The 11,757-nt window shown below is 72.3% G+C and carries 10 protein-coding genes; 9 read left to right on the forward strand and 1 reads right to left on the reverse strand.

What is annotated here, in order from left to right; translation table 11 throughout:
• From GVN67_RS25150 to GVN67_RS25165, 4 genes are all read left to right on the forward strand, one after another.
• On the forward strand, positions 1–315 hold a 315-nt coding region (locus tag GVN67_RS25150; protein WP_235035470.1), incomplete at its 5' end, for a polymorphic toxin type 50 domain-containing protein.
• On the forward strand, positions 312–641 hold the full coding sequence (locus GVN67_RS25155; RefSeq protein WP_160000065.1) for a hypothetical protein: 330 nt from the start codon (positions 312–314) through the stop codon (positions 639–641). The genes GVN67_RS25150 and GVN67_RS25155, both read left to right, overlap by 4 nt.
• A 251-nt stretch (positions 642–892) precedes the next feature.
• Positions 893–1,879 (forward strand): YMGG-like glycine zipper-containing protein, encoded by a 987-nt coding sequence (locus GVN67_RS25160; RefSeq protein WP_160000066.1) that lies wholly within the window; start codon positions 893–895, stop codon positions 1,877–1,879.
• A 2-nt stretch (positions 1,880–1,881) separates the two neighbouring features.
• The gene (locus GVN67_RS25165; protein ID WP_160000067.1) at positions 1,882–4,938 is read left to right on the forward strand and encodes a caspase family protein; all 3,057 of its coding nucleotides are present in this window, start codon (positions 1,882–1,884) and stop codon (positions 4,936–4,938) included.
• A 54-nt stretch (positions 4,939–4,992) separates the two neighbouring features.
• Here the strand turns inward: GVN67_RS25165 and GVN67_RS25170 are convergent, their stop codons facing one another.
• Positions 4,993–5,583 carry a hypothetical protein gene (locus GVN67_RS25170; RefSeq protein ID WP_160000068.1) on the reverse strand — a complete coding sequence of 197 codons (591 nt, stop codon included), beginning with the start codon at positions 5,581–5,583 and terminating at the stop codon, positions 4,993–4,995.
• A 221-nt stretch (positions 5,584–5,804) separates the two neighbouring features.
• On the opposite strand from GVN67_RS25170, the gene GVN67_RS25175 reads away from it, so the two are divergent.
• The 5 genes from GVN67_RS25175 to icmH form a co-directional block, all read left to right on the forward strand.
• Positions 5,805–7,613: a type VI secretion system Vgr family protein gene (locus tag GVN67_RS25175; RefSeq protein WP_160000069.1), complete on the forward strand. Its 1,809-nt coding sequence runs from the start codon at positions 5,805–5,807 to the stop codon at positions 7,611–7,613.
• A gap of 13 nt (positions 7,614–7,626) precedes the next feature.
• The gene (locus tag GVN67_RS25180) at positions 7,627–8,226 is read left to right on the forward strand and encodes a DUF6931 family protein (RefSeq protein ID WP_160000070.1); all 600 of its coding nucleotides are present in this window, start codon (positions 7,627–7,629) and stop codon (positions 8,224–8,226) included.
• Entirely contained in the window at positions 8,217–9,518 is a 1,302-nt protein-coding gene (tagH, locus tag GVN67_RS25185) for a type VI secretion system-associated FHA domain protein TagH (RefSeq protein ID WP_160000071.1), read from the forward strand. Before GVN67_RS25180 ends, tagH begins: the two co-directional genes overlap by 10 nt.
• A 2-nt stretch (positions 9,519–9,520) precedes the next feature.
• On the forward strand, positions 9,521–10,858 hold the full coding sequence (tssK, locus tag GVN67_RS25190; RefSeq protein ID WP_160000072.1) for a type VI secretion system baseplate subunit TssK: 1,338 nt from the start codon (positions 9,521–9,523) through the stop codon (positions 10,856–10,858).
• Positions 10,855–11,757 (forward strand): type IVB secretion system protein IcmH/DotU (gene icmH / locus GVN67_RS25195; protein ID WP_160000073.1); only part of this gene is annotated, 903 nt, incomplete at its 3' end. The genes tssK and icmH, both read left to right, overlap by 4 nt.

Genomic DNA, 11,757 nt, shown 5'->3' on the forward strand with positions numbered 1-11,757 from the left:
GGCCCGAAGTCACCGGTGCCGGTCAGCCCGAAGCAGGGGCGGCATATCGAGGGCCAGCAGACCGACCCGAAGCGCGGCACCATCACCGCCGATCCGCAGGAGGTGCTGGACACCCATGCCGGCAAGGGCCAACAGGTCGGCAAGATCCCGGTGGGCGAGCCCGGCTCGAAGGAGCGCATCGACACCGGCGACACGCCGCTCGGCATCTACCGCCACGCCGATGGGCGGCAGGCGGAGACGACGCGCGGCATGATCCACTATGGCAAGGACGGCGCGCATATCGTCCCGGCGCGCCCCGAGGGATGGGTTGAATGAGCGGCATCGAGGAAGCTCCAGACGCCTGGCGCAAGTGGCAGGAGGAGCTCCGCTGGTCGGCCGAGCATGCCCTGGAATACCCGCCCGAGGGCCTGCTGGCCTATTCCTGCGCGGTGGTGCCGGGCAGCCGGCGGGCCTTCCTGAAGGCGCATTTCTCGCAGGCCCCGTCGGAGGACGCGATCGACGCCATCCAGGCGGTGGAGAGCGAGGTCGCCGCCTATCTGCCGGATGATTTCGAGCTGGAGACCGAGGTCGAGGTGGTGCCCGCGGGCAGCGCGCCGCGGCTGCTGCCGGCCCTGGCCTTCGCGGCGCCGCCCGCCGCCTGACACAGCATCTCTTGCTGGAATAAAATGAATCCGGGCTGAAACTCGGCCATTCGAACAGCGTTGCGGCATGTTCACGATAATGTTGGCCTGCCGCATCTTGCCTGGATCGCCGATTTCGACTGTCGCGAAGCCAAAGTCAAAAAGACGAGAGGCAAAAATACGTCATCGCCAACTGGGCCGTCGCCATCTTGGCAATGAATGGAGTGGCCCTCTACTTTCCCGACCGATTACGCAGAAGGGAATGCCAATCCATGTCGGTCCAAGCGCGGCGCGTCGTTGCGGTCTTCACCTCGCTCAGCCTGCTCGCAGGCTGCGCCACGCCCCTGACCCGGGATGGCCGCATCGGCTCCGATGACGGCTCGGATTCCTGCCGCAGCCAGCTGGTCGCCCTCGACAGCACGGGCAATTTCTTCGCAGAGGATATCCTGAAGGGCGCGGCCCTCGGCGCGGTCGGCGGCGCGCTGCTCGGCGGCGCCATCGGGCAGAACTGGCGCGGCGCCGCCATCGGCGCGGCGACTGGCGCGGCGGCCGGCGCGGCGGGCGGCTATCTCTACGCCCAGCAGCAGCGCAACAAGGACCAGGCCAGCCTGACGGCGTCGATCGCCGGCGACCTGGAGCGCGAGAATGCCGAGCTGGACCGCACCCAGCTGGCCTTCGACCAGCTGATGGATTGCCGCTTCCGCCAGGCCACCGCCATCCGCGCCGGCGTCGCCAATGGCAGCATCGACCGCGCCGCCGGCCAGGCGCAGATGGCGCAGCTGCGCGAGCGCACCCAGCGCGAGATCGCCCTGGCCGAGACCATCAGCCAGAGCGTCAACAAGCGCGGCGCCGAGTTCGACACCGCGGTCGAGACCGTGGCGCCGGGCGCCACCAAGAACGTCTCGCGCGACACCTCCTTCCGCAACGCGCAGATCTCCCGCGCGACGCCGCTGCGGCTGCGCCCCGACGCGGCCTCGCCGGAGATCGGCAATGTCGATGCCCGCAGCGCGGTGAAGGTGCGCCCGGTCAGCGCCAACTACGCCCTCGTCGAGACCGCTTCCGGCCAGCGCGGCTATGTGCCGACCGAAAGCTTCGCCAACCGCCGCGCCATCGGCACCGCGCCGGTGACCCGCACCGCCGTGCCGGGCGACGCCCGGTCGCTGGCCGCCAGCAACATCGCCCGCCGCGACAACTTCTCGGAGAGCGTGACGCAGGCCAAGACCGCCGCAGCCAGCGGCTTCGAGCTGGCCGCGAGCTGAGCATGCCGCGCCGGCTGCTGCTGGCTTGCCTGCTGATCCTGCCGCTGCCCTTCGGGGGGGCGGCAGGCCAGGGGCTGGCCGAACCGCCGCAGCAGCCGATCCTGCGGATCGAGACGGGGGCGCATACCGCCCCCGTCGCGCGCCTGGCGACGGACGCCGCCGGGCGCCTGCTGGCCAGCGTCAGCGACGACAAGACGCTGCGCCTGTGGTCGTTGCCGGATGGCACGCCGCGCGGCGTCCTGCGCCCCCCCATCGGCCCGGCCGAGGAAGGCGAGCTCTATGCCGTGGCGCTGTCGCCCGATGGCAGCCGCGCCTTCGCCGGCGGCAGCACCGGCCGCGCCTGGGACGGTTTTTTTTCGATTTATGTCTTCGACACCCAGACGGGGCGGCTGGCGGCGCGGCTGCCAGGGCTGCCGGCGCCGGTGCAGCACCTGGCGGTCTCGGCCGATGGGTCGCGGCTGGCGGCGGCGCTGGGCGGCCGCGCCGGCATCCGGGTCTGGGACGCGCGCAGCGGCCGCGCGCTGTTCGAGGATTCTTCTTACGGGGGCCCGGCGCGGATGCTGGCCTTCGACGCGCAAGGGCGACTGGCCAGCACCGCGGCCGACGGCAAGGTCCGTCTGTATGACGCGGGCGGCCGCAAGATCGCCGAGCGCGCGGTGCTGGCCAATGCGCGGCCCTTCGGCCTGGCGGTCTCGCCCGACGGCACGCTGCTGGCCGTGGGCTTCGAGGACCGGCTGCGCATCGAGGTGCTGGCGCTGCCCGACCTGAAGACCGTGGCGCAACCCGATATCACCGGCCTCCAGGGCGAGGGGCTGCCGGCTGTCGCCTGGGCTAGCGATGGCCGCGGCGGCGTGCAGCTCTATGCCGCCGGCTATGCCCGCAACGAGGCCGTGGCGCCGGCGACAACGTTGAACAAGCAGGCCGAGGCGCCGCGCCCCGGCGGCCGCGGCATCCGCCCGCCCGCCGCCGAGGCCCCGGCGCCAGCCGCGGCCAGCGCCCCCGCCGCGCCGGCCGCCGCGCTGCCGCGCCGCTTCGTCATCCGCCGCTGGGCCGATTTCGGGTTGGGCCCGGCGCAGGACATCGCCGCCGCCCGCGACTCCATCGCGCAGCTGCTGCCGCTGCCGCAAGGCGGGCTGGCCTTCGCCGCCGCCGATCCGGGCTGGGGCCGCATCGCGCCCGATGGCCGCCTGGCCCTGCCGCCGCGCCCCGGCACCGCCGAGTTCCGGGCCACCGGCGACAGCCTGGCGGTCAGCGAGGACGGGATGCGGCTGCGCTTCGTGGCGCGGGCCGACCTGCCGGCGCTGGCCTTCGATGTCGCCAGCGGGCAGCTCGGCCGGGCCGGGGCCGATGACGCGATGTCCGGCGGGTCGGAAAGCGGGCCGGGCATCCGGCTGACGCAATGGCGCAATTCCAGCCAGCCGCGGCTGAACGGCCGTCCGCTGCCGCTGGGCGAGGGCGAGTTCGCCCGCAGCGTCGCCGTGCTGCCGGATGGCTCCGGTTTTCTTCTAGGCACCGACACGCATCTGCGGCTGTTCGATGCGCGCGGTTCCCTGCTCGACGCGTTGCCCGGGCCGGGGGCGAGCTGGGGTCTGGCGCTGGCCGGCGATGGCAGCCTGGCGGTCGCCGCCCATGCCGATGGCACGATCCGCTGGTATGGCTTGGCGGGCCAGAAGATCGCCGAGCGCGCCGCTTTCTTCCTGCAGCCCGCCTCGCTGCGCTGGGTGATGTGGACGCCGGAGGGGCTGTTCGACCACGCGGCCTCCGGCGGCCAGGAGCTGGTCGGCGTGCATCTGAACGAAGGCCGCGCGGCGACGCCGGAATGGGCCAGCTTCCAGCAGGCCTATCGCGCGCTGTATGCGCCGGCCGCCGTGCGGGCGCGGGTCAGCGGCGAGATGCCGCGGGCCGATGTGCTGGCCGGGCTGCGCGCCAGGATCGGCCATACGCCGCTGGCCCGCGCCGGCGAGATCTGCGCCGTGCTGCCGGACGGCAGCTGCCCGGCGCTGGATTGGCAGGCCGCGGTGCTGCCGGCCGAGGCGACGGCGCTGCGCTTCAGCGTGCTGCCGCAGGATCGCGGGCTGGGGCTTGGGCCGCTCGACGTGCTGCTGAACGGGCGCATCGCCGCGCGGATCGACGCGCCGCGGATGGTGGCGGATGCGGGGACGCGGGCGGAGGGCTCGCCGTTCCAGGCGGAGGTGCCGCTGGATCCGGGGCCGAACACCATCACCACGCGGCTCTATGCCGCCGACCGGGCGCTGTTCTCGGAAGGGCCAGGGCTGGAGCTGCGGCGCGAAGGCCAGGCGGCGCCGCCGCCGGGGGCCGGGCGCCTGGTGGTGCTCGCCGTGGGCGTCAATGACTATGGCGATGCCTCGCGCAACCTGCGCTACGCCGTGCCGGATGCGCGGACGGTGGTGGAGGCGCTGCGCACCGGCAGCGCCGGGCTGTTCGAAGGCGTCGACACCACGCTGCTGCTGGATGCCGAGGCGTCGCGCGAAGGCGTGCTGCGCGCGCTGGCCGATGCCGCGCGCCGCGTCCGCCCGCAGGATACCTTTGTGTTCTATGTCGCGGGGCATGGGGTGCGGGTCGAGGATAATGGCCGCTTCCTGTTCCTGCCGGCCGATGTGGGCGCGCCGCGCAGCATGGCGGAGGCGGCACGGCGCTCGATCGACGATGATGTGCTGATCGCCGCTTTGGCCCGCATCCGCGCGCGGGACGGCTTTCTGTTGATCGACACCTGCTATGCGGGGCAGATCGCCTTGGACAGCCTGTCCGCGCTGGGCAACGAGACCGGGCGTTTTCTGCTGGCGGCCGCGTCCTCGGTGCAGGAGGCGTTGGACAGCTATGACGACCGCAATGGCGTCTTCGCTTATGCGCTGCGCGAGGGGTTGCAGGGCCGTGCCGCGCGGGACGAGGAGGGCCGCGTCAGCGCGCTGGCCTTGGGCGAGTATGTGTCGCGCCGCGTGCCGGAGCTGGCGGCCGAGAAGCGCCACCGGCAGAATGCCGTGTTCCGCACCGCGACCCGGGATCTGCGCAGTTTCCCCATGGCGCAGGTTTCGAAATAGCCGTGTGAAAGAAAGAGAAGGGGGCGCGGGGGAATTCCTTCCCCCGCTGCTTGCTTAAACCCGGATGATATCGCGATGCGTCCGCGCGAAGGCGCGCACGTCCTGCGTCTTGACCATGGTCAGCGCCTGTCGCCAGTGCTTGCGCATGTCCGGGATGAAGAGCTGGATGACGTTGCGGTTGCCGGAGTAGCCGCGCCCGGCATCGACGCTGTTCCGCCCCATATAGCGCCCGGTGATTTCGACGGGCCGCCCGCGCCCTTCATAGGCGTCCATCGGCGCCTGGAAGACGGCGGTGATCACCAGATCGGCATGGCTCCATTCCCAGGGCACGGCCAGGTAGTGGCGCGCCATCTGTGACAGGTTCATGCCGGTGGCCGCGCAGCCATCCATGATCTTGCGCAGCTGGTCGTATTCCATCCACCAGCCGCCGCCCATCTTCGAATCATCCGAGCCATTGGCGTCGGCGAAGCGGTAGTAGACGGTGCGGCCCTGGTAGAGGCGGGTGCGGTTGGGCTCCTCGATGCCGCCATTGCGCTCGACGGCGGTGCCGCCTTGCGGGCGGCCGTACCAATCTTCCGTGTTGAAGCCCTTGGCGCGCAGCATCCAATGGGGCTGGTGAAAGGCTTCTTCGTTCAGCGCCTGCATGGAGCGCACCTCCGCGGCCGTTGGGAAGCCTGTGTCTAGGCCGGTGGCGTGCGGCCCGCCAAGGCGGCCGGTCTTCGCTTCACGTCGTTGTCGGCGACAGCGTCGATCAAGAAAGCGTTTGCCCGCAACGGGGGGTGCGCCTCTCCCTTTTCCGTCGTGATCGTGACAGAAAGCAAGGTGACGGCGCGCCACGCCACGGCCTGCCAGGGAGGAGTGCTTCGATGTCGGCCGGGTTCGTTCAGGCAGACCGCCTGCTGCAGATGACGACGCCGCTCGGGCCGGATGTGCTGGTGCTGCGCGCGCTGGACGTGACCGAGGCGATCGGCCAGCTTTTCACCATCGAGGCGGAGGCGATGTCGGAACGCCCCGACATCCGTCCGGATGAGCTGATCGGCCGCGGCATCACCTGCACGGTGCAGGCGCCGGGGCGGGCGCCGCGGCATTTCCACGGGCTGGTGCAGAGTTTTTCCCGCGCCGGCGATTACGGGCGGGGGACCAGTCTTTATAAGATCACCGCGGTGCCGCGGCTGTGGCAGCTGAGCCGCACCGCCGATTGCCGCATCTTCCAGAACCAGAGCGTGCAGCGCATCGTGCAGACGCTGCTGGAGGAAGGGCATGTCAGCCCGGTGCGCTTCGGCAACCTGCCCGGCGCGCCGCGCAACTACTGTGTGCAGTGGAACGAGACCGACCTGGACGTCACCCAGCGGCTGCTGGACGAGGTCGGCGCTGGCTATTTCTTCCGCCACGAGATGGGCGAGCACACGCTGCACATCACCGGCGCCAATGCCGATTTCCCGGCCATCCCCTGCGCGCCCGTGACCAACCGCCCGGGCGCCGAGAATGGCGGGCCCGACAGCGTCTGGGGCTGGACGGCGGCGGTGGAGCAGCGGCCGGGGAAATCCGAGGCCGTCGATTTCGACCAGCTGCGCCCCGGCGCGCTGCTGAAGGCGCAGGCCAGCACGGTGATGAACACCTCGACCGCCGAGGCCGAGATGTATCATTGGCCCGGGAACCAGACGGCGCGCCCCGATGCCGATCCCGCGCGCCTGCAGATGGAGCGCGACGAGGCCGCCGCCGAGCGGGTCCGCGCCGAGGGCGGCGAGCCCGCCATCTTCGCCGGCGGCCGGCTGCAGGTGGCGCCGGCGCTGGGCGCGGCGCCGGTGCCCTGGCTGGTGACCAGCGTGGTGCATCGCGCCCGCGACGACAGCCATATCGCCGGCGGCAGCAGCAGCCATTACGGCAATTCCCTGGTGCTGATCCCGGCCGAGCGCACCTGGCGCGGGGCGGCCGCGCATCCGCGCCCGACCATGCCCGGGCTGCAATCGGCCATCGTCACCGGGCCGCAGGGTGGCGAGATCCATTGCGACGAGCATGGCCGGGTCAAGGTGCATTTCCACTGGGACCGCGCCGGGCCGAAGAGCGATGGCTCCTCCTGCTGGGTACGGGTGGCGCAGCCCTGGGGCGGCGCCTGGGGCGGCACCTGGTTCCTGCCGCGCGTCGGCGACGAGGTGCTGGTCGGCTTCATGGATGGCGACCCGGACAAGCCCGTCGTCATCGGCAGCCTCTACAACGACGTCTCGCGGCATCCGCATGCGCTGCCGGGCAATATGACGCAGAGCTGGATCACCTCGCGCTCGTCGAAGGGCGGCGGGCCGGAGAATGCCAATATCCTCCGCATGGAGGATAAGATGGGCGCCGAGGAGCTCTACCTGCAGGCGGAGAAGGACATGAATGTCCTGGTGCGCGACAACCGCGACACCACGCTGCAGCGCGGCCACGAGACGCTGACGGTGCAGAAGGGCGACATCGCGGTGACCGCCGAGCAGGGCAAGATCGCCATCGAGGCGATGCAGTCGATCACGCTGACCGTCGGCGGCTCGAAGATCACCATCGACCAGACCGGCATCACGCTGGAGGCGACGCTGATCACCGCCAAGGCCGCCGGCACCGCCCGCATCGAGGCGCCGCTGATCCAGGAGGAGGCATCGGGCTCGATGATCCTCAAGGGCGGCATCGTCCACATCAACTGAACCGCTCCCCGCCATGACCCCCCCCGATGCCGGCAAGCTGGCCGGCGCCATCGCCCCGCTGCTGCCCTGGCTGGCGCTCGACGCTGCCGGCCAGGCCTGCCTGCAGGGTGCCGCCGATGCCGCCGAGGGGGTGGCGCGGTTGGAGCGGCTGGGGCGGCTCGCCGATGCCGCGCGGCTGGCCGCCTATGCGCTGCCGAAGCGCGAGGCGGTCTGGTGGGCCTGCATGGCCGCCCGCGCCACGCCGCCGCGCGCTTTGGCGCCGCTGGAGGCCGAGGCGCTGGCCGCGGCCGAATCCTGGGTGCGCCGCGCCGACGAGGCGGTGCGGCATCGCTGCATGGCGCTGGCGATGGAATCCGGCTGCCGCGGGCCCGAGGCCTGGGCCGCCATCGCCGCCTTCTGGTCCGGCCGCTCGATCGCGCCGCCGGGGGCGGTGCTGGTGGCGCCGGCCGCCCACCTGACCGGCGTCGCGGTGACCGGCGCCCTGGCCCTGGCCGCGGCGCGCGGCGACCCGGCGCGCGGGGCTGCGCGCTACGACCGTTTTCTGTCCGCGCTGCGCGACATCGCCGCCGGCGGTGCCGGGCGCCTGTCGGTGGAGGAACCCGCATGGAGCTGAGCCTTTCCGTCCTGCGCTGCCCCGACAGCGCGGTGCCCGAGACACGGCAGGCGCGCGGCGATTTCTGCATCGGCCGCGCGCCGGGCAATGACTGGGTGCTGGCCGATCCGGACCGGGTGCTGTCGAAGAAGCACTGCGTGCTGGAGTTCCGTGCCGGCGGCTGGCAGATCCGCGACCTGTCGACCAATGGCTGCTTCCTCAATGGCGCGGCGACGCCGGTTGGGCGCGACCGCACCGCGCCGCTGGCCGATGGCGACCGGCTGCGGCTGGGCGCCTGGGAGATCGAGCTGCGCGTCGGCGCCGGGGCAGGGGCCTCGTCGCCGGGGAATGCCTGGGGTGGTGGCGATCCTTTCGCCGCGGCGCCGTCGTCGCCGGAGCCGCCGCTGCCCTACGGCGGGCCGCCGCCCGGGGCCGCGCTGGATCCGCTGTTCGACCCGATGGCCGCGGCACCCCCGCCGCGCCGCCCCTTCGGCGAGACGGCGCCGGAAGCCCCCGACCCCTTCGGCGAAGGCGAGGCGCCGATGCCGGACCATCGGCCCTCGGCGCATGACGCCTTCACCCCGCCGCCGACGCGCAGCGCCAGCCTGATCCCGGACGATTGGGACCTGGAGATGCCGGCAGCAGCCCCGCCGCCTGTCGCCCCGGCGCCGGTGCCTGTGGCGCCGGTCGCGCCGCCCCCGGTCGCGCCGCCGCCGGCACCGCCTCCTGTCGCGGGCGGCGAGGCTGCGGCGCTGGCCGCTTTCCTCGACGGCGCCGGCCTGCCGCCGCATGCGCTGACCGGGGCCGATGCGGCGGCTGCCTTGCGCGCCGCCGGCGCCGTGACGCGCGCCGCCGTCGCCGGCATCCGCGCTTTGCTGATCGCGCGCGCCGACATCAAACGAGAATTCCGCATCGAGCAGACCATGCTGCGGGCAGCGGGCAACAACCCGGTGAAATTCGCCGCCTCTGATCTGGCTGCCTTGCAGGCGCTGCTCAGCAACCCCGAAGCCGGGGCCTTGGAAGAAACCGTGGCGGACCTCGCCGCGCATCAGGCGGCGACGCTGGCGGCGACCCAGGCGGCGGCGCGCGCCCTGCTGTCGCGGTTGTCTCCGGCGCCGCTGGAGGCGGGCGACAGCGGCGGCGGCATCCTGCCGGGCTCGAAGGAAAAGCGGCTGTGGGAGGCCTACAAGGCCCTGCACCGCCAGACCGTCGCGCAATTCGACGATGATTTCGACAGCGCCTTCGGCAAGGCCTTCGCGCGGGCCTATGAGGATGCGGCGCCCGGGCGCGCCGCACGGGGAGGGCGTGAATAGCCATGGTCTGGACCGACAAGGTCGTGTGGCAGGAAGGCATGTTCCTGCGCGCCCAGCATTTCCAGCAGCAGGACCGCTATCTGGAGCATCTGGTGCAGGCGCGCGCCGCGCCGCTGCGCCCGCACCCCTGGGGCCTCACCGAGCTGTCGCTGGACCGCGACCTGCTGGCCGCCGGGAAATTCGCCATCGCCAATGCCGCCGGCGTGCTGGAGGACGGCACGCCCTTCGCCATTCCCGGCACCGCCGACCAGCCGCCGCCGCTCGACCTGCCCGAGGGCACGCGCAACCAGGTGGTCTACCTGGCCGCGCCGATCCGCCAGCCCGGCAGCCCCGAGGTGGCGTTTGGCGAAATGCCGGAACTGTCCGGCGCGCGCTACGGGCTGCGCAGCTTCGACGCTTTCGACACCCATTCCGACAGCACCCAGCCGGCGGAACTGCAGGTCGGCCGCCCGCGGCTGCGTTTTCTTCTGGAAAGCGAGGAACGCGCCGGTTTCACCTGCCTGGGCCTCGCCCGCATCGTCGAGGTGCAGAGCGACCGCCGCGTCATCGTCGATGAGCGCTTCATCCCGCCCTGCCTGCGCGTCTCCGCCTGGCCCGCCATCGGCAACCTGGCGCCGGAGCTGGTCGGCATGCTGGGCCAGCGCGCCGAGGCGCTCGCCGCCCGGCTGTCGCAGCCCGGCGCCCGCGGCGTCGCTGAGGTCGCCGATTTTCTGCTGCTGCAGACGCTGAACCGCTGGCTGCCGCTGCTGGCGCATTGGTCGGATGCGGGGAACATCCATCCCGAGGCGCTTTTTTCCGTCCTCGTGCAGATGGCGGGGGAGCTCGCCACCTTCACCGATCCGGGGCGCCGGGCGCGGCCTTATCCGGCCTATCGGCATGACGACCTGCAGCGCGCCTTCTCGCCGGTCGTCGCCGATCTGCGCCGCGCGCTGTCGATGGTGCTGGAGACCAATGCGGTCGCCATTCCGCTGCAGGAACGCCGCCATGGCGTGCGGGTCGGGCCGCTGATGGACCGCAGCATCCTGCGCGCCAGCCAGTTCGTGCTCACCGTCCAGGCGGAGGTGCCCGGCGAGCAGCTGCGCCGCCTCTTCCCCAACCAGGTCAAGATCGGCGCCGTCGAGCATATCCGCGAGCTGGTCAATGTCGCGCTGCCCGGCATCGCCGTGCGGCCGCTGCCGGTCGCACCCCGGCAGATCCCCTTCAATGCGGGCGCGACCTATTTCGAGCTCGACCGCGGCAGCCCGCATTGGCAGCAGATGCAGGCCTCGGGCGGCTTCGCCATCCATGTCTCGGGTGACTTCCCCGGGCTGCAGATGGAGCTCTGGGCGATCCGCGGATGAGCGACAACCCTTTCTCCGAACCGGAAGACGAGGCCGACCGCACCATCATCCGCGGGCCGCAGCCGCGCGCCGGGGCGCCGGCGGGGCCCGCGCTGCCTTTCGCCGCGCCGGGCCTCGCGACGCCGGCGCCGGCCAGCGCCGTGGCGCGGGAGATCGAGGCGCTGCCGCGCACCGGCATTTCTCCTCTGGCCGCCGCGGCGGCGCCGCTGCTGGCGCTGCTGGCCCAGTTGTCCAACGCCTCCCCTATCGCCGACCCGGAAGCGCTGCGCCAGGGCGCCATCCGCGCGCTGCGGCAGTTCGAATCCGAGGCGCGCGCCGCGGAGACCAGCCCCGACCAGCTGCGCGCCGCGCATTACGCGCTCTGCGCCGCGCTGGACGATGTGGCGCTGGCCACCCCCTGGGGCCCGCCGAGCAATTGGGGCGCCCAGTCGCTGGTCTCGTCCTTTCACCAGGAAGTCCGCTCGGGCGAGCGGTTCTTCGATCTGCTGTCGGGCATGCAGCGCGATCCGGGGCGCTATCGCCAGGCGCTGGAGGTGGCCTACCTCACCCTCGCGCTGGGCATGCAGGGCCGCTATCGCCTGGCCCGCGGCGGCGGCATGGAGCTCGACCGCATCCGCGAAGGCCTCTACCAGCTTCTGGCCCAGCTGCGCGGACCCTTCGAACGCGAATTGTCGCCGCATTGGCGGGGCGTCACGGCGCCACATGCCCCGGCGCGGCGCAGCGTGCCGGCCTGGGTGGCGCTGCCGGTGGCCCTGGCCTTGCTCGGCTTCGGCTTCCTGTTCCTCAGCTTCGACCTGAATGCGCGGTCCGACGATCTTTTCGCGCGCCTCGCCGGATTGCCGCCCGGGAAACCGCCGGAGATCGCCCGCAGCGCGCCCCCCGTGCCGCCGGCGCCGCCC

This window comes from Roseomonas sp. 18066, assembly GCF_902706185.1.
GTDB lineage: Bacteria > Pseudomonadota > Alphaproteobacteria > Acetobacterales > Acetobacteraceae > Pseudoroseomonas.

What these genes read in the sequence shown, in the direction of transcription:
- GVN67_RS25165 (WP_160000067.1), top strand. Translation starts at nt 1,882, where the DNA reads ATGCCGCGCCGGCTGCTGCTGGCTTGCCTGCTGATCCTGCCGCTGCCC.
- tagH (WP_160000071.1), top strand. Translation starts at nt 8,217, where the DNA reads ATGGAGCTGAGCCTTTCCGTCCTGCGCTGCCCCGACAGCGCGGTGCCC.
- tssK (WP_160000072.1), top strand. Translation starts at nt 9,521, where the DNA reads ATGGTCTGGACCGACAAGGTCGTGTGGCAGGAAGGCATGTTCCTGCGC.
- GVN67_RS25175 (WP_160000069.1), top strand. Translation starts at nt 5,805, where the DNA reads ATGTCGGCCGGGTTCGTTCAGGCAGACCGCCTGCTGCAGATGACGACG.
- GVN67_RS25160 (WP_160000066.1), top strand. Translation starts at nt 893, where the DNA reads ATGTCGGTCCAAGCGCGGCGCGTCGTTGCGGTCTTCACCTCGCTCAGC.
- GVN67_RS25180 (WP_160000070.1), top strand. Translation starts at nt 7,627, where the DNA reads ATGACCCCCCCCGATGCCGGCAAGCTGGCCGGCGCCATCGCCCCGCTG.
- GVN67_RS25155 (WP_160000065.1), top strand. Translation starts at nt 312, where the DNA reads ATGAGCGGCATCGAGGAAGCTCCAGACGCCTGGCGCAAGTGGCAGGAG.
- GVN67_RS25170 (WP_160000068.1), bottom strand. Translation starts at nt 5,583, where the DNA reads ATGCAGGCGCTGAACGAAGAAGCCTTTCACCAGCCCCATTGGATGCTG.